The sequence below is a fragment of the Neoluteolibacter marinus genome (assembly GCF_014904755.1).
Classification (GTDB): domain Bacteria; phylum Verrucomicrobiota; class Verrucomicrobiia; order Verrucomicrobiales; family Akkermansiaceae; genus Haloferula; species Haloferula marina.
This window is the reverse complement of record NZ_JACZFQ010000006.1, coordinates 127,676-146,387: the sequence shown is the minus strand read 5'-3', so window position 1 is coordinate 146,387 and position 18,712 is coordinate 127,676. Positions and strand designations below refer to the sequence as shown.

10 protein-coding genes are annotated in these 18,712 nt (G+C 64.8%); 4 read left to right on the top strand and 6 right to left on the bottom strand.

All coding sequences use genetic code 11. The features are described 5' to 3' along the window. Positions 1-4: 4 nt before the first annotated feature. The 6 genes from IG178_RS01805 to IG178_RS01780 all read right to left on the bottom strand — a co-directional run bounded on the left by IG178_RS01805 (position 5) and on the right by IG178_RS01780 (position 13,337). Positions 5-3,484 (bottom strand): 3-keto-alpha-glucoside-1,2-lyase-like domain-containing protein, encoded by a 3,480-nt coding sequence (locus IG178_RS01805; RefSeq protein ID WP_193210783.1) that lies wholly within the window; start codon positions 3,482-3,484, stop codon positions 5-7. A 5-nt stretch (positions 3,485-3,489) separates the two neighbouring features. Next, positions 3,490-5,241 carry a LamG domain-containing protein gene (locus IG178_RS01800; protein ID WP_193210782.1) on the bottom strand — a complete coding sequence of 584 codons (1,752 nt, stop codon included), beginning with the start codon at positions 5,239-5,241 and terminating at the stop codon, positions 3,490-3,492. Between the two features lie 236 nt (positions 5,242-5,477). Continuing rightward, positions 5,478-9,890 carry a beta strand repeat-containing protein gene (locus IG178_RS26000; protein WP_193210781.1) on the bottom strand — a complete coding sequence of 1,471 codons (4,413 nt, stop codon included), beginning with the start codon at positions 9,888-9,890 and terminating at the stop codon, positions 5,478-5,480. A gap of 201 nt (positions 9,891-10,091) precedes the next feature. Next, positions 10,092-12,317 (bottom strand): serine/threonine protein kinase, encoded by a 2,226-nt coding sequence (locus IG178_RS01790; RefSeq protein WP_193210780.1) that lies wholly within the window; start codon positions 12,315-12,317, stop codon positions 10,092-10,094. A 36-nt stretch (positions 12,318-12,353) separates the two neighbouring features. Beyond that, positions 12,354-12,887, bottom strand: coding sequence for an ECF-type sigma factor (locus tag IG178_RS01785; protein WP_193210779.1), 534 nt, complete (start codon positions 12,885-12,887; stop codon positions 12,354-12,356). A gap of 108 nt (positions 12,888-12,995) precedes the next feature. After that, positions 12,996-13,337, bottom strand: coding sequence for an SH3 domain-containing protein (locus IG178_RS01780; RefSeq protein ID WP_193210778.1), 342 nt, complete (start codon positions 13,335-13,337; stop codon positions 12,996-12,998). 74 nt (positions 13,338-13,411) lie between these two features. Here IG178_RS01780 and IG178_RS01775 point away from each other — a divergent pair, with 74 nt between their 5' ends. The 4 genes from IG178_RS01775 (at position 13,412) to IG178_RS01760 (ending at position 18,674) form a co-directional block, all read left to right on the top strand. Continuing rightward, entirely contained in the window at positions 13,412-15,340 is a 1,929-nt protein-coding gene (locus IG178_RS01775; RefSeq protein ID WP_193210777.1) for a RecQ family ATP-dependent DNA helicase, read from the top strand. 362 nt (positions 15,341-15,702) lie between these two features. After that, positions 15,703-16,632, top strand: a complete 930-nt coding sequence (locus IG178_RS01770; RefSeq protein WP_193210776.1) for a polyphosphate polymerase domain-containing protein — start codon at positions 15,703-15,705, stop codon at positions 16,630-16,632. Between the two features lie 48 nt (positions 16,633-16,680). After that, complete coding sequence (locus tag IG178_RS01765; RefSeq protein ID WP_193210775.1) at positions 16,681-17,376, top strand: DUF4956 domain-containing protein; 696 nt, start codon at positions 16,681-16,683, stop codon at positions 17,374-17,376. 32 nt (positions 17,377-17,408) lie between these two features. Beyond that, on the top strand, positions 17,409-18,674 hold the full coding sequence (locus IG178_RS01760) for a porin (protein ID WP_193210774.1): 1,266 nt from the start codon (positions 17,409-17,411) through the stop codon (positions 18,672-18,674). Positions 18,675-18,712 lie beyond the last annotated feature (38 nt).

Below are 18,712 nucleotides of genomic sequence, written 5' to 3'. Positions count from 1 at the left end.
AGCCTCAGTCCCGCAGCTCCGCCCTCACCCGGGCGAAGAGCTGCAGGCTGCCGGCGACGGACTCGTCCATCCGCAGCGTGACCTTTTCCAAGGATCCGTCGCCTTGTGGCTCGGGTGGCCCGGCCAGGCTCCACGACCGCGGCGTCCAGGACCCGGCGATCAGGCTCGGCGAGGTCTCGATGACGAAATCCAGCCCGCGTGCCAGGGAATCCGCGAGCCGGACGAAGGTGAACACCAGGTAGCGCCCGCCCGGCTCCTCCTTCAGCGACATCCGCGGCATGCGGGACTCGCCGGACGGGGCCGTGAGATCGGGCAGCTTGGGATTCCCGCCGGTCACATATTCCCAGAGGTTGCCGATGCCGTCGCGGTCGGTGTCGGCCGCGGTGTCGCGGTCGGGGCCCTCGAGTTCCTTTTCATCCAGCCAGGATTCCCACTGCTCGCCGGCCGCGACTTTCGGGATCACCCAGACATTCCGGTAGCGCACCGGTCCGCTGGCGCCGCTGCTGTGAGCTTGCAGCACGAGCGGGTGCAGTCCCGGAGCCTCGGCGGGCGAGATCCCGGTCGGGCCCGGGATCGCCACGTCGTCATGAACCAGCACGCCATTCCAACGCACGGTCACGCGGGCATTCGCGGTCTTCACATCGCCATCCCAGCGGGCCGCGGTGAAATCGACGTCGTAGGATTGCCACACCCCGGCACCGAGGCTGGCATTCACGTCGACCGGCTTGTGCAGGTAGATGGCGCCGGCGGTGTTGTTGGCCAGGGCCTCCCCTGGCGCGGTGTTGAGGACCTGGATCTCGTAGCTGCGCTGGAGCTTCACGCCGGAATTCCCCGCCTCCTGGCCGGACCCGCCGGGGGGCGAGAGCCATTCGACATGCAGTTGGAAATCCCGGAATCCGGCGAGGGTGGAAATGTCGTTCGGCGAGGGCTGGATGGCCACCGCCATGGCATCGGCGGAGACGGGCCACGACGGGGCTCCGCCATCGTCATCGCGCTGCCACGCGTTTGCCAGCGAGGATGCGGTGCCATCGAAAAGGATCACCGCTCCAGGCGGCGCGGCGGACGGCGGGCCGCAGACGTAGAGGTGGTCGACGTTCGGTCCGTTGTTGATGGTGCTGGTCAGGCGGATCGTGTTCGAGCCCTCTACCAGCGGCACGCCGAGGCCCTCCGTGAAAATCCAGGTAGTCCACGAACCGGAGGGATCGAACGGGATGCCTGCATGGACCTGCGTGCCGTTCACCGTCAGGGAAAGCGGTCGCGCGGAAGTACTACCGTTGGCGTAGCGGAAGGAGATCCAGCGCGATCCCGCCCGGGCCGCGTTGACGGTCCAGGTGATGGTTTCTCCCACGGCCGTTCCATAGTCGGCGAAGCCGGTGCCGCTGAATCCCGCGTTCCCCGTGCCGATCGCCGGCCCGGAGCGGGCGGCATTCTCCGCCTCGTGGATCGCCGCATCCGCCGGCGGCACCGGCGCATCGGGCTCCTCGGGCGGGTCCATCGGCGTGAAATCCGGCCCTGTTTCCAGCGGCAGGAGGTTCATCGTGTACCAGGCTTCCGTGGCCCACGGCGCGAGCCCGGCATCGTTCATGAAGTCCTTCAAGCGCAGGGCGACCACGTGATCCTCCAGCATGCCGGGGATTTCCACGAAGACGCTGCGGCGGTCCGGCGCCACATCCACACGGGTCGCGGCAAGCGTCACGACGTCGCGCTTCGGCCCGCCGTAAGTGGACTCCGGCACGTAGCGATACTGCTGGAGAACGTAGTTCGCCGGCTTGGAAGCGACGGAGAACGGCACCGGCTGGGTGAATTCGACCAGCAAGCCGTCGCCTCTCGCCCGCACGCTCTTCATCTCGAAGGTGACCTTGCCGTTCGGCCGCAGGCGCTGGAGTCCCGAGGTCGTGTTTTTCCAGTTCCAATTCCCGCCGGCACCCAGGCCGCCGGCATAGAGCGATCCGTCCGGCCCCCAGACCAGCCGGTTCATGCCGGACTCGAGACCCTGCGTGAACTGGAAGACCGCGCCCTGGTACTCACCGCGGACTTTCTCCATGAAGAGCCGGTTGATGCCGCCGTGGGTCAACTCGGCGACCAGCATCTGGCCGGCGTATAGCCCGGTCGGGACCTGGACCGGTTCGGCCGGCGAATTCGAGATTTCCCCGTGGGGCAGCCATAGTGCCGGGCGGGTGTAGGGCCGGGCGTCGTCGGGACTTTCACGATGGCCATAGTAGTTCCCGGGCCTGAGATGGTTGATCCGCGAGGCTGGCAGCCAGTCGCCCTGGTTGTCGGACTGGAAAAGCTCCCCGTCGATACCGACGCCCATGCCGTTCGGAGTGCGCAAGCCGTTGGCAACCGCTTCCCAAGTCCGGGTCACGGGATCGATCTTCAGCAGCGATCCCGGCCCGCCGGGAACCGGAAACGCCGGTTCGGATCCCGGCAGGTAGGCCGTGCTGCCGCTGCGCAGCGGGACCGATGTCGTCACCCACAGGAAGCCGTCCTTGCTCACCAGATTGAAGGTGAACTCGTGGTAGTTGAAGGATGCCGGCCAGCCGTGCGCCACGGCTTCATACTCGTCGGCAATGTCATCGCCGTCGTGATCGATCAGGCGCGTGACCTCCTGCTTCTGGGTCACGTGGATCACCCCGTCGATGACCTTCAGCCCGAGCGGTTCGCCAAGGCCCGCCGCGAAACGATGCACGGTGACGGCGGCCGGATCGTCGAGGTGGTCGAGCAGATAGACGGCCCCGGTCGAATCCCAGGTGGACACCGCCAGCCGGCCGTCGGGCAGGAAGTCGAGACCGCCAACCGCCGGCCGGAAATCCGCCGGGCGGAAATTGACGAGATCGAAGCTCGGGTGGACGCCCGTCAGGGGCCGCCCGTCGCCCGGGCCGCCGGGAGTGCCGCCCTCGCCACTATCATAGTAGTAGCTTTTCAATCCCGGCGAGGTCACGTGGGTCTGCCCCTCCTCGGTCTGCAACACGCCGGCAGGGATGGTTTCGAACGATACTGCGCCCGGCGGCTTCCACTCCAACAGCAGCCGCGAGCTGCCGGTATTCTGATAGAAGTCGACGTAGTAGCGGAAGGTCCCCGGCAGCAGGTTCAGCGTGGCCGTCGTGGCGCTGGCACCCGGCTGATCGTTGTCGATCACCAGTGCTGCCTCGTCGCCGAGGAACCACTTCGCGCCATCGTCGCTGGTCAGGCGGAACTCGTAAGTGCCTCCGGTGGAAATCGTCATCCGGCCCCAGGCATGACCGACGTAGTGGTCGGCGAGCGGAGCCCCGTAGGTCGTGTCCCAGGCACCGCTGAAATCGATCGTCTGGAAATCCGCGGACACCGTCGGCGTCTGGCCGTCCACCAGCACCGGCAACTCGCGCATGTCCTCGCCGGTCTCGTAGAGCCACACCGTCACGCCCGGCTTCAGCGCCGGACCTTGCGCCCGCGCCAACCCGCAGGCGAGGGCGCCGGCGATCATCAGGTGAAAAGCGGTTTTCATGCGGATCAAGGGGTCCAGGTGGTTTCGAGGGTGGCTTCGCCGCTGGCGGTGAAATCCAGATAGGTGGCGCCGCCGTCCATCCGCAAGGACGCCGCGCCGTTCAGCTGGTGCCCGGCCGAGACGCCGGTGCCATCGATCTCCAGCGAGACCCGCGCCCCCGCGGGCACGCCGGTGAGGGAAAAGCGCCGCTGCAATTTGATTCCAGCCAGCGCCTCGGGCTGTTCTTCCACGCCGATCCGGCTGCCGTCCGGCAGGACCAGATCGTAGCGGACGACCATGCCCTCCGTCCGGTCGATGATCCGGTAGCCCCGCCAGTCCACCGTGGTCGCCACCGCGTTACCGCCGGTCTCGACCGTCCACGCGCGGTAGTCACCGAAAAGCGTGACATCGGCGAGGGTCGCGGTGCTGCCGGTCGTGTTGCGACGGAAGCGGACCTTCACCGAACTGCCGCTCACCGCGAGCCGTTTCTGATGGCCGTCCGAGACCGCGCCGTCCACCGACATCCAGTTCTGGGCGTCCCAGGTCGCGCCGCCATCGCTGGAGACATCCACTAGCAGGCGGTTGTTCGTGCCCGGCGTGTGATAGGCCAAGGTCACCTGGTCGTGGTGGCGCAGGTCGACCGTCGGCGAGACGAACATCGTCCCCGTCCCGGTGGAAAAGTTCCAGGAGCTGCCGGTCGAGATTCCCGGTGCGGACCAGCCCGCCGGGATGACGCTTTCATCCGTCGCGGAAAGGAGGAAGGCGTTCTTCTGCAAATGGTAGGTCGTCCCCGAGGTCGCCGAGTTCAGCTGGCCGAAGTCGTAGACCTTGCCGTGGAACTGGATGCCGCCGCTCCAGACCTTGTGAAGCGTGCCGTTGGCCGGATTGTAGGCCACCCACAGATCCGGCCGGAGCGCCGCGACCAGCATGCGCGTCTTGTTTTCCAAGGTCAGCCGGAAGGCCCACGGGTCCCGCCCGCGGGTGGTGGCGACAGGTCCCGCGAGGGCCGCCACCTCGGACGGTGTCAGCGCGGTATTGAAGAGCCGCAGGTCATCGACGACGCCGTGGAATTGCTCGCCGCCCGTCGCGTTCGAGCCGATCCGGATGACGAACGGCTGGTCGCTCGCGGTCACGCCGCTGCCCCACGCGCCGATGGTGTTGCTGGCAACGGGACTGCCGTTCACGTAGAGCGAAAGCAGGCCGGTCGCGTAGTCGGCGGTCGCGGCCAGGTGATAGGTTTGGTCGAGCTGGATCGGATCGCCGGCGGAGCCGTTGGTGGTGCCGCTCACGTTCGTTCCGGCCACCAACGTGTTGTTGAAATCGGTCTCGCTGCCGGTCCGCCGGCCGCCAACGCGGACATCACCGAGGTCGTTGATCTGAAGCGTGAAACGCGCCGAACCCCCGGCGGTACCCAGCCAGAAAATCGACCGCGCCGCGTGCCCGCCGCCGGCGAACTGGGACGGCTTGATCCAGGTCGACACCGAGAAGCCGCCACGCCCATGCCAGACGTCGTTTCCCGCCACTTCGACGCGGCTTCCGGTGGTCAACGAGAGCGCCTGCGCGGAGCCGGCCGCGATCCCGGAAACCCATGCCGCGGGACCGACCAGCGTGCCGTCCGGCGCGCCGCCGGAAATCGACTGGGGCGCCGAGGTTCCCGCGGATTCGTCCAAGGCGTATCGGGTGATCACGTCCGCCGTTGCCGCGCTCGACATCAATGGGATGACCGATCCGGCCAGCCGAAGCAGCACGGTCGGAACCGGGATTTTGCGGGTTTTCATCACAGGAACGATTGGGACAAGCCGTTGGGTCTCGGCGTGGGGCCTTCAAGCGGGCCATCCTCCTCTCAACTGGCGATTTTCGCCCGGCGATTCCGACAGGAAATTCCCCGCGACTCCGGAAATTCTTCCGCCAACGTCGCGGCATCCCGGGGACGGGGCGGCGGAAGACGGCCACCGCGCACGAAAAAGGCTGCCGGAGCGCCGAGCCCCGACAGCCTTCGATCCCCAAGAAAGGACTATTTGACGGCCTGCAGGCGGACAAAGAGCTTGCCGTCCGATGCCGTGCTTCTCGGCACGGTCACCACCACGGTGTCCAGATCCGCGTTCGGCGAGTCCTCCGTGACGTCAACCGCCGGCAGGGCGTCGCCCGCGCCGATGGTGGCGAAGTCGTTCCATCCGCCCAGCGTGCCGGACCACTGGACTTTCAGGGTGACATCGCTTTCCGAGGCATCGCTGCGGCGGAAGGTGAACACCAGGTTGTCGTTGGTCAGCTCCAGGGTCGGCAGGATCGAGGTGTCACTCGCTCCGGCTCCGACCGGGATCCCGCCGAGGACATACTCCAGCAGGTTGACGATGCCGTCGCCGTCCGCGTCATCATTCTCGCCGTCGTTCACACCGACATTGAAGGGGAAGCCGGCGGCCCAGCTGGCGTAGCCAGCCGACGTGTCCGGGCCGACGCGGATCATGCCGTCGCCGGTGATGATTCCCGGGTGGGTGGTCGCGTCATACACCCCGTTGGCGAGCGGCGGATCGATGCCGATGGTGAGCGAGCCCACCTGATCGATGCCGGTGAAGTCGAGGTTCAGCACCCCGTTTTCACCAATGACGACCGCGGCGTTGTCATCGAGCGCGGCCTGGCCGAGGACCAGCACCCCCTCGTTCACCGTGGTGGTGCCGGTGTAGGTGTGGGCGCCGTTGAGGGTCCAGGTGCCGGTGCCGTTTTTCGTGACGGGCAGGTTGGCGGTGGTGCCATTGGCGATCGCGCCGTTGAGCACGCCGTTGCCGGGACCGCCGACAATCAACTGGCGGTTGGTGGCACTGGTCGTGACCAGCGGGGTGTTGATCGTGAGCAAGCCGGCATCGGAATAGAGCGTCGTGTTGCCATTGCCCGTCCGTAGGGTGATGTCGTTGGTGACCGTCAGGGTATTGTCACCGGCGACGTTGTGCAGCGCGCCGGTGAGGTTGCCGACGCCGGCACCGGAGATATCGAGGTCGGCAAGCGTGATCGAGATGCCGCCACTGAGCTGGACTTCCGGGATGCGGTTGTTGCCCGCATCGCCGGCGATCACGAGCGTCTTGGCCGCGGCCCCGAGCGAATTGTTGTTCGTCACCGAAAGCACGCCGTCGTCGACGACCACGTTGCCGGCGAAGTCGTTGTTCCCGCTCAGGATCAGGGTGCCGTCACCGATCTTGGTCAACGCGCCCGGGCCGGTGGCCTGGCCGCTGACGGCAAGGGTGTCGAAGGTGACATTGATGCTGCCGTTTCCTTGCAGCGTGAAGCCGCGGTCGGTCGAACCGCTGCTGCCACTGTAGATCAAGCGGCCGCCATTGAAGACCAGGTTCGCCGGATCCGCGGAGGAGGTGCCGAGGGTGCCGGCCACACCGCCGTTGGTGATCGTATTGATTTCCAGGATGCCGCCGGTTCCGCCGGTGAAGCCGGGCTTGTCGGCGCCGAGGGTCAGGATGCCGTTCCAGTCGCTGGTTTCATCGCTGAAGACCACGGTGCCGGAATCGTAGTTGATGTAGATGTCACCGGTGCCGGTGATCGGACCGCCGATGGTGAGCGACTTCGACCAGCCGGCGGTGAAGTAGGCCTCGCCGGTGATGTCAACGCCGCGGAAGGCGTCGGTCACCGTGAAGGAGTCCTGGTTTTTCATGCCGCCGTGGTCGAGGCGGATGGCATCGGGAATCGGCGTGACCGGGAAGTCTCCCAGGGCCGAGTCGTCGGGCACGCGCACCACGCCCCCGTCCGAGACGTCCAGGCCACCGGTATGGGTATTGAAACCGGTGAGAATGGGGCTGCCGCCGATCACGGCGAGGGTGCCGTCTCCGGAAGTGCTGTTGGCGATGGTTGGCGTGCCGGTGCGCTTGATCGCGAGGGTGGCTCCGGCGCTGATATCGACGGGCGACGAGCCGAGCCCGCCGTTCGCACCGCCGTCACCGAACTGGAGCGTGCCGCCGGTGATGCCGACGTTGCCGAAGAAGCCGTCGTTGTTGGCGGTCAGGGCCACGGTGCCGGGGCCGCTGGCGAGGATGTCGCCGGATCCCGAGATCTCGTTCGGAACGACTGCCACGCCATCGCGGGCGAAGACGAGGGTGGTGTCGAAATCGACAAAGACCGCGCCGCTGCCGAGGCTACCGGCAAGGCCGCCGTTGCCGACTTGCAGGGTGCCGCCGAGGAGGTCGGTGGCGCCGGTGTAGTTGTTGTCGGTGGCGAGGATGGTGGTGCCGATGCCGCTCTTGGTGAGCATGGTGGGGCCGCTGATGCCGCCGGTGCCGGACAAGGTGTAGGTCGCCACGGTGTCGCCGTGGTCGAAGATCACGTCGGTCGGGGTGACAAGAGTGTCGAGCTGGATCGCCGGATTCACACCGCTGTCGCCGAAGGTGACGGAGTCGAGCGGGAAGAAGGTCTCGCTGCCGCCGTTGAAGTTCGCGGTGGTGTTGTTGTCCCAGATGCCGCCGGTGGCGCCCTGCCAGGTCAGGTCGAGCGGCAGGGCGGTCGAGGTCAAGGTGATGGCGCTGTCCGTGCCGGTGCCGTAGCCCACGACCGGGGCCATGCGGCTGGCGGCGAGCTCCGCCGGGATATTGACGGGCGGGGAACCGGTGAGAGTGCCGCTGTAGCGGACCAGTTCCAGCACACCCGGCGTGATGGGCCCGTTGTCGGCGGAGATCTCGATGCTGCCGCCTGTCGCGGTGAAATCACCGGTGGTCGTGAGTTTGGCGGGTGTGGCACCGCCGACGTCCATCAGCAGCGAGCCGCCGGAGAGCGTGATGTTCCCCGCGTCCGCCTGGGTGGCAATCCGGACCGGGCCTTCGGTGAAGGAGAAATCGGCGGTGGATCCGGGCTGGGACAGGATCAGGGTGCCGGCACCGGATTTCACGACCGAGCCATTGTCGATGGTGGTGTGGACATCGAGGGTGCCGTCGTTGACCGCGAAGGAGCGGGAGCCGGCTTGGAGGTCGACCACCCGGGAGCCGTCGTAGTTCGGCGCGGTGAACTGGCTGGCCCCGGTGGAAACGAGGTCGCCCGACAGGTTGAGCTGGATGGCGACGGCACCCCCCGCGTTGCCGAACTGCACGTTGCCACTGTCCAGGCTGAGACCGCCGGCACCGACGTTGGCCGTTGAGGATCCCGTATTGCCAACAAAGCGGAGCCCGCCGTTGTTCGAAATGGCGAGGCTGTTGGTGGTGAAGGTCTCGCCGGAGTTCACGTCATGAGTGCCATTGGTGATGTTGGTGGCACCGGTGACGGTGAAGCCGGACACGCTGGAAACCGCGCCGGAGCTGATGTTCAGCGAGGCGATGGTGTCCGGGGTGGCCGCGTTGTAATTGATCGCACCACCGGTGACGGTGACATTGGAGGTGTCGGCGATCTGGTTGGCTTGCAGTTTGCGGACGCTTCCTCCGGTGATGAGGAGATCCCCGGCGATGGCGGTGGCGCCGGTCTTGTCGAGTCTGAGCTCACCCGAGGAGATGGTGAAGAGGCCGCTGAGCGTGTTGGAACCGGTTCCGCTGAAGTTCAAGTTTCTGGCACCGGCTTTCGTGACGAGCCCGGCACCGGACATCACTCCGGAGAAAACATAGTCCGGAGTTGAGGCCCCGTTGTTGTTGGCGAGGGTGTGGATGCCGTTCCACTCCATATCCGAGGCGATCTCGTAGGGGCCGGTCTTGCCGCCCGATCCGGTTCCGGTGTCAACGCTGGAAGTGTTGTTGAACTGGAACGGGCGGGTGACGTTGAAGGTGCCCGAGTTCTGCGAAATGATCAGCGTGGATGACAGGTTGAACGCGATCTTGCCGGGGCCCGAAATGACGAGCGGGAGGGATCCGCCGGCGTTGAGCTTGAGCGAGCCTTCGTTGACGTTGATATCTCCCGCACCGCTGACGCTGGTGGCCGCCAGCGTCAACTGGCCGGTTCCGGATTTGTCGAGGTTCGCATTCAGGATGACCGAACCCGGGTTGCCACCGGAGACTTCGCTCAAAGCCGCCCCGCGGTCCTGGTTGCTCGCTCCCGCGGGACCACCGATCTGCCAAGCCTGGTTGGCGGAGATCACGTAGTTGCCGCGGAACCGTGGACCGGTGCCGCCGAAATTGCCGAGCGCGGTGAAACCGCCCGCGATGGTGAGGGTGTTGGCGTTGTTCGTCTGGAAGGTGAAACCGCTGGTGCGGGTGCCGGTGGCCCCGAACGTAATGGAACCCAGCGCATGCGAGCCGTCGTCGAGCGTGAGCCCGTTGGCCGTGGTGTCCGCCACGATGATATTGCTGGCCTCGGCGGGGATGCCGGGACTCCAGTTGGCGGCATTGGACCAGTTGGCGTTGGTCGTGCCGTTCCAGGTGGACTGGGCGGCCAGCGGCAAGGTCATCGGGACGACCATGCTGCAGATGCCGAGACGATGAATGAGTCCCAGCTTCGGGGAAATCGGTTGGTTCATGGGTTTCAACGGGTTGGAATTCGATTGCGGGAAGAGCCGCCCGGAGATCGTCCGATCTCGCTGGGATGCCCCTCTGTTCGGATGGCGATTCCACCATTCCAAACCCGACAGGAAATTTCCCGTGACCGGGATAATTCTGTCATACAACCGCAACGCGGCCGATCCGGCGGCAAACCATGGAGCCCGCCCGGAAGCACGATCCTACGCGCCGCCGAGCACGACATCCGCCTCGCGGATCAGTACCCGCACCACCGACCAGGCGAACCAATAGCCGATCGGCGGGAAGCCGGACTCGTCAATCTGTGATTCCACGCGATGCAGGTCGGCTTTCGCCTTGTCCAGCATGTCGCGGGCCGGTTTGCGGTCTCCCTGTTTGAAGCTCGCCATCGCCAGCACGCATTGCGCGGCGGCGGTCCGGCTGCCAACGCTGTCCTTGGCGCGGAGACATGCCTCCGCTTCCCGGATCGCCACTTGGAACTCGCCCTTGCGATAGTGGAAGAGGGCCAGCGAAAGTGCGTTCCAGCTGCGCAATCCCGGCAGGCCGGACTTGCCACGAGGATTGTCCCGGCACACCTGCGCGGTGCTCTCCAGCCTCGCCAGGGCGTCCCGGTCTGCCGGCCGCAGCAGGCACACTTTCAACAGGTGCTCGGCCTCCAAGCCGCTCCGCGCCGGCAGGTAGCGATCGAGCACGTCGGCGCGAAAATCCTCGTAGGCCTGCTCGTCGCCAGCCTCCAGATACACCGGAGCGGTCATCAGCAGGTCGAGGCCCTCCACGATCCTGGTCCGGTCGCCCATCCGGTTTGCCTCGTTCATCAGGCGGAAGAAATTCGCCGCTTGCTCCCAGCGGCCGAAAACCGCGTTCCAGCGCCCCAGCGCACGGAATACCTCCGCCGCCTCCGGCGAGGCATCGACCGAGTCGATCTCGTCCTTCCGCAGCAGTTGGTCGGCCTCCGCGGCACTTCCCTCGCTGAGCAGGATCGCGGCCATCGAGACATTGGCCCGCGCCTGGGCCTGGCGCTTGAGGTGCGCCTGCACGGCCAGCGCGTCCTTTTCCCGGAAATACAGCACGGTGGTGGTACCCAGCCCGGCGAACAACGAAAGCAGCATCGCCGCTCCGAGCACGCAGGCCGCACGGTTCCGCTGGAAGAACTTCCTCATGAAGTAGCCGCGGCTCGGTTTGCGCGCGATCACCGGCTCGTTCTGCAGGTAGCGTCGCAGTTCCATCGACAGGCTGTTGGCCGTCTGGTAGCGGCGATTCCGCTCCTTCTCCATGGCCTTGAAGACGATCCAGTCGAGGTCGCCGCGCAGCGCGTTCGCCCACTTCTCCCGCCCCGGCCCCTGGTCGCGGACAGCCTCGGACGGGAGCGGCGGATGGTCCTCGATCAAGGTGCGGCGCATTTCCGATATCCCGCGCGCCAGCAGTTTTTCCGTGTCAAAGGGCGGACGCCCCGCGAGGACTTCGTAAAGCAAGGCCCCGAGGCTGTAGATGTCGGCCCGGGTGTCGATGTCCGTGACTCCCATGTCGATCTGCTCCGGGCTCATGTACGCCGGCGTGCCGATGAATTGCCCCACGTGCGTGATCCCGGCGCGCACGCGCGAAGTACCCTGCATCGCCTTCGCGATCCCGAAATCGATGACCTTCGGCACGGGGATCCCGTCCACGCTTTCCACCAGGATGTTCGACGGCTTGATGTCGCGGTGGACGATGCCCTTCTGGTGGGCGTGCTGGATCGCCTGGCAGACTTTCAGAAACAACTCGAGCCGCGCGCGGAGATCGAGTTTCCCGGACTCGCAAAACGTCGTGATCCGCGAGCCGCGGACCAGCTCCATCACGAAATAGGGCCTGCCGCGCGACGTCTTCCCGGCATCCAGCACCCGGGCGATGTGCGGATGCTCCATGATTTCCAGCGCCTGGCGCTCGGCCTCGAACCGCTCGACAACCGCCTCCGTGTCCATCCCGCTGCGGATGACCTTGAGCGCAACCGTGCGCACCATGCCGTCCTGTTGCGCTTCAAAGATCTCGCCGACCCCACCCTCGCCGATCTTCCGCAGCAGGGTGTAGCGGCCGATCGTCGCACCCTCCTTTTCGCCGCTTGATTCAGGCTCGTCCACGGGCGGGAAGTCGCCCTCGGGGAATTCGTCGATGACTTCCCGCGCGAGGTCCGCGGCGCTCAGGCGACCTTCGAGAAAGAACGCCGACGAGGTCCCGGAAAACCTGAGGAGATCCTCCATCTCCTCCCGTCCCTGCGGATCGCCGTGGTAGGTCCGCTCGAGAAACTCACGGCGCTGTGCCGGGTCCGGAAGCTGCGAGGCGGTCTCGAAAATCGCGTTCTCGATGGCAAGCGGGTCGGCCGCATCTTCCGCTGGATCGATCGTGTCTTTCATGGTTCCCCGCACCGTCGCCTGCGCGACTTCAAACGTTTCCAAGATTGGCGAGATTTTCGCCGGAAAACCGACAAAAAATCAGCGTTGTCCTTGGATTTCCCGGAATAGCCAGGACTTCGAATAGGCCCAGTAGCGCTCCACCGTGCGTTCGGTGACGCCCATCTCTTCGGCGATCTCCTGATTCGTCAATCCACCGAAAAACTTGAGCAGCACCACCTGCGCCCGCGGCGGATTGACCTTTTTCAGTTTTTCCAGCGCCGCGTTGACCTGCAGCATCGGTTCCTTGTTTTCGGTAGCTTCATCCTCGGCGGCGATCATCGGCACCCGATCCAGATCGCCGGCATGCTTCGGGCGGTTCCGGCGGCGGGCCCGATCGATCAGGATGCGCCGCATCGTCTCGGCGGCGGCAGTGAAGAAGTGGGCGGTGTTTTTCCAACTCCGGTCATCGTCGGACCGCATCCGCAGCCAGGCCTCATGGGCCAGCGCGGTCGGCTGAAGCGTATTTCCCGGGCGCTCGAAAGCCATCCGCTGCCCCGCCATCGCGCGCAGAATCGGATAAATCCTGCGGACATCATCCTCCGAGTAGTGGGAGAACCCTTCCTCTTCTTCCATGAAGCTTGAAATATGTCAGACAACTCGGCCGATTCAAGCCCCTCGTCGCCGACCCTATCTCATGTCACGGAAAGCCGGCGACTCCCGGGACAAACCAGTCCCGGAGGGTCAAACCGGCTTCAACAGGTAGCCGGCGACCCAGCCCTCCTCGCCACGGACATTGCGGCACCAGTGCCAGCCGTGGATCTGCTTCAGGGATTCCAATTCGTCGCCACGACGGATCACCAGGGTGGTCGGATCGAAGGCCTCGATCGCCGCGAATCGACCCTCGCCGAGCGGCTCGAGAATCTCCTCCGGCACGTAGCCGTCGTTGTTGTCGTCGTCCTCCGCCCACACCCAGCCCGGCCAGGCGCGGTCGACCGGTCCGACGGTGACCTCATCCCCGGGCTCCAGACGGATCGGGTCGCTGTCCTTTTCCTCGTAGTCGGCATTGGAGATGAAGCGTGACATGGCCGGATGCTGCACCACGCCGCCCACCCGCGGCAAGGCGAACGCAAGGCTTGCCGCGCCGCCGTCCCGCCGCCATGTCCTTGGTCGTGCCCGCCGACCCGTTGACCGAACTGCTGCGCGACCGCTTCGGCCACGGCGGGTTCCGCGACGGCCAGCGCGAGGTGGTGGAAGGATTGCTGGACGGCCGCTCGATGCTCGCGGTGTTCCCGACCGGCGGGGGCAAGTCGCTTTGCTACCAGCTGCCGGCGCTCTTGCTCGATGGGATCACGTTGGTGGTTTCCCCCTTGATCGCCCTGATGAAGGATCAAGTCGACGCGCTGCGCGCAAGAGGGGTGGCCGCGGCACGGCTCGATTCAACCCTGGAGCGGGATGAATACGACCGGGTGATGCAGGCACTCGGGGACGGCACCTTGAAGCTCCTCTATGTCGCCCCCGAACGGCTCTCCAACGAGGGCTTCCGCGCACGCTTGAAGAAGCTGAAGATCGCGCTGGTTGCCATCGACGAGGCCCATTGCATTTCCGAATGGGGCCACAATTTCCGCCCCGACTACCTGAAGCTCGCGCGGCTGTGCCGGACGCTGAAGGTCCCGCGCGTCCTGTGTCTCACCGCCACCGCAACCCCGGGCGTCGCCAAGGACATCCGCAAGGGATTCCGGATCACCGCCGGCGATCACGTCCAGCTCAGCTTCCACCGGCCGAACCTCGACCTGAAGGTCACCCCGCTCACCGCGGACAATCGCAAGCCGTGGTTGCTGGAGCGCCTGCGCGCCAGCGAAGGCGCGGCGGTCGTCTACGTCACCCTGCAACAAACCGCCGAGGAGGTCGCAACCTACCTGAAAAAGAACGGCATCTCGGTGCGCGCCTACCACGCCGGACTGCCGGACGAGTTCCGCGCCTCGGCCCAGGAGGATTTCATGTCCGGCCGGACCCGCGTGATCGTCGCGACCATCGCCTTCGGCATGGGCATCGACAAGGCGGACATCCGGGCGGTCTACCATTACAACCTGCCGAAGAGCCTCGAGAACTACACCCAGGAAACCGGCCGGGCCGGACGCGACGGCTTGCCGTCGAACTGTGAGCTACTGGCCTGCGGAGACGATCTGGTGACTCTGGAGAATTTCATCCACGGCGATACTCCCTCACCGGCCGCGATCCGGCATTTCGTCGATCATGTGCTGAGGCTGGGGAAGGACTTCGACCTTTCCACTTACGAGCTGTCCACCGTCAACGACATCCGCCCGCTGGTCGTCGGAACCCTACTCACCTATCTGGAGCTCGAGGGCATCATCGAGGCGACCCGGATGTTCTGGGCAACCTATCAGGTGAAGCTGCTGCGGGACTTCGAAGGCGTGCTGGCCGGCTACGACACCCGCCGCAAGGGATTCCTCCGGAAAATCTTCTCCGCCGCCCGGTACGGCCGCAGCTGGCACTCCTTCGATGTCGCCCAGGTCGCCATGGACACCGGCGAAGACCGCCACCGGATCGTTACGGCCCTGGCCCATCTCGAGGAGGCAGGCGACCTGATCCTGAAAAAATCCGGCATCCGCCAAGGCTATCGCCTCAAAAAGGATCCCGGCGACCTGCAGGAGCTGGCGAATAGGCTGGAAGCCCAATTCAATCGGCGCGAGTCCGCGGACCTCGACCGGGTCGCGGAGGTGGTGGCGCTTGCCGGACACCCCGGCTGTCTGACCTCCTTCGTCACCGCCCATTTCGGGGAGCAACTCGCCGGTCCCTGCGGCCACTGCGACCGCTGTCGCGGCATCCCGCCGGAACCGGTTCCGCGATCCTGCCAACCCGGCCCCTCGGATGACGAACTGCTGGCCATCCGGGAACTGCGGGACCAACGACTCCCCGCACTGAACACCCCCCGCCAACTCGCCAGATTCCTCTGCGGCATCAACAGCCCGGCCGTCGGGCGCGCCCGCCTTTCACGGCACGATAGTTTCGGCCTCCTGCAACGGCTGCCCTTCGGCTCCGTGCTCACCTTGGCCGAGTCTTGGTGAGCTCCGCTCCTTGCCTTGAGCGATGGTTTTTTCCGCGGGAGATCAGAAAAATCGAAACGATCTCCTCAAACCATTGTTTTTGGATCGACGAAATCAGTTCATGGCGAAATTGTCACGACACTGACATTTACAAATGAATGCAATCCTAGGGCCGGGAAATCCGGTTTCGCGGAGAGCATTCGTCCCGCACAACCACGACCCATCCCGGGGAAATCGAAGCAACGCCCAATTATTACAGCCAACTTGATAATCAGCAGCTTGCGAAAAATTCAATTCTTGCTTAAGGTGACGATTTCGTTAGAAAGACCGCACCCGCCCTCCGGGACGGGTGTCAGTCCTGCTTTGTTTCCCCCCGCTTAGCCATGGATGCCAGCCAGAATCGTAGAGAGTTCAAGTTCATACTCCCGCCCGGCATGGGTGAGATCGTGCGTTCCCGAATCGCCGAAGTCATGAACCCCGACCGGGATGCCGCCGACGGATATCCGGTCCTTTCCGAATATTTCGACACGGCGGAACGGGCCAGCTATTGGCAGAAACAGTTTGGCGTCCCGAATCGCCGCCGCGTGCGTAGCCGCGTGTACGGCCGTCGTGACGGTCTGATTCCGGCGAGCGCCTTTATCGAAGTGAAGCACAAGCTGGACGGCGTCACGGTCAAACGGCGGATCTCGGCCGACCTCGATGAGCTGGGCAACCTTTCCCACGGGACGATCCCGGTGCGGGATCTTCCGGAATCGTCGGTCGACAGCCGCATCCTCGCCGAGATCGACAATCTGGTGAACGAGCGGGGCAGCCGGCCCGTGGTTCAGATCCGATATCACCGCTATGCTTACGACAGCGGCCCGGAAGGGACGATCCGGATCACCTTCGACGTCGAACCGCGATGCCGGTTCCGCCTGATTCCCCTCACTCCGGACGACCCGGATTTCGATCTCCCCTTGTTGGAGCCGGGAGCCTCGATCATGGAGGTGAAGACCATCGGCCCGGTGCCCTACTGGTTCCGCAATCTCATCGGAGAATACGGCTTGGTGCCGCGCGGCTTCAGCAAATATGCCGCCGCCCTGGAGCTTTATGAGTTCAAGAACCGGAAGCTGGCTGGCACGCCACCGGCCCCCAAGCCACCGGTTGCCAAGGCGCCTCGCATCGACGGGAATGATGCGAAGGGCCGCAGAAGGCCCGCGGCAACGACCACCCTGGCCCGCCGTGCCCATCCTGCGCCGGAGCGGAGCCGCAGCTTGTTGCGGGAATTGGTGACGAGGTGTCTTGCTTGCCTCCACCTGCAAAAAGCCCGCTAATCCGGGCGTTTACTGTTCCCTCCCTACTCCACGTATTCTCGTACCCACATGACAATCGAAGATTTGTTCAACATTGGCGGCGCTCTCCCGACGACCCCACCCACCCCGCTCGAAGTTGCCGTCGCCATGGGAGTCAGCCTGGCCCTCAACCTACTCATCGCCACCATTTATCGCCGGACCTATCGCGGGACGCGCTACTCCCAGGACTATGTGCAAACTTTGATCATCATCGGGGTGGTTACCACCATCCTGATCATGGTGGTGGCAGGCAACGGGGCGATCGCCTTCGGCATGTTCGCCGCTTTCTCGGTCATCCGTTTCCGCAGGACCTTGGGCCAATCCCGTGACCTCGCCTTTGTCTTCTTCGCCATGGCAATCGGCATGGTGGTGGGTGCCAGAGCCTATCCGATGGCGGTGATCATCACCCTCATCGTCGGCGCGGCGATCTATGTGCTTTCCAAAACGGACGCCTTCGCACCCCGCCGCGCCTCCCACATGATGACGCTGCGGATGACCAGCGACATGGACTTCGAGGAGCTGCTCAAGCCGCTGTTCGAGGAATTCACCGACCGCGTCAACCTGGTCAGCATTTCCTCCGCCCAAGCGGGCATGATGACCGAGCTGCGCTACGGGCTGCAGCTCAAGATCGGTGCCAGCACCCCGAAACTGCTCGAGGCCCTCCATCACGTCTGCGGAAACAACCGGGTCATTCTGACCCCGACCGGCAACGAGCTCGACGTTTGAGATTTCCGATCCGTCCCGTCGATTCGACCTCCATGAAAACCCAGTCGCGTTTCGCTGTCGCTTGCCTGTTAGCCGCCATCGCACCCGTCACCCTCCATGCCGGCGGTGACAAGGACGCGGTGATTTCCCCACCGAAGGCCGAGAAGGAAAAGAACAACGGCGACTGGTGCGAGTGGCTCGAAGACGATCCCGGGCTGCTGTACGACAACAAGGACAACGCTTGGATCCAGGAGTTCCAGGTCGGCGGCAGGTTCCAGTATCAAACGGCCTATTTGGAGGGAACCGACGTCAACGGGCTGGATTTCAACGACAACTACGATGAGATCCGGCGGCTCAGACTCGAAACCAAAACCGAGTTCCTGAATTTCTTCACCGCGGAGTTCAACGTCAACCTGGTCTCGGACGACCGTTTCCGCCAGCAGACGCTTCGCCAGCTCGAGTGGGGCTACGACCGCTTCGATGAGGCCTCGGTCGAGTTTGACATCGAGAAAGCCTTCGGCGGAGGTCCTTTCGACAACATTAAGCTCAAGGTGGGGCGGATGAAGCTCAAGGTCACCGAGGAATCGCACATGTCCTCTCGTGAGATCTACACCATCGAGCGTTCGGCGATCTCGGAAAAACTCGGCGGCGACGCCAGCCGGCCGACCGGCGTCACCTTGGAACTCGAGAAGGGAGACTGGGAACTGGTGCTCGGCTGGTTCAGCGCGGAAGACGACGCGGACTTCATCGGCGGCTGGAATGACGGGTCCTTCTACTACGCCAGCCTGAGCTGGGATGCCACCGATCGCCTGAAGTTCGTCGCCGACTACGCCCAGAACGACCGCAAGGCCGGCATGGACGACGCGCTCGGCTACAGCTGGGCGGCTTCGCTTTCCACCATTTACGAAAGGAAGCGGTGGGGCCTGATCACGGAAGCCGTCTACGGGGACAATGGCGGCGGTGTGAGCGCCATCATCCCGCGGCGCCAGGGTGACTTCCATGCCTTTGTCGTCATGCCCTGGTACTGGATTGTGAAGGACAAGCTGCAGGCGGTGGTTCAGTACAACTACTGGAGTTCCCCGGAGTCGCAGGGGATCCAGATTCCCAGCCGCTATGTCCGCGCCTACCACGACAATCCGATGGTCGATGTCGACAACGGCCGTGGCAACGAACTCCACTATCTCTACGGCGGGCTCAACTATCACCTCTGTGGCAACCGCCTCAAGGTCATGGCCGGGGTCGCCTACAACGATCTCACGACCCGACGGAGCGACTTGAAGACGCTGACGTACCAGTTCGCGTTCCGGACATCCTTCTGATTTCGGACCGCGCGGGTTGACGCCCCGGTGAGGCCGGC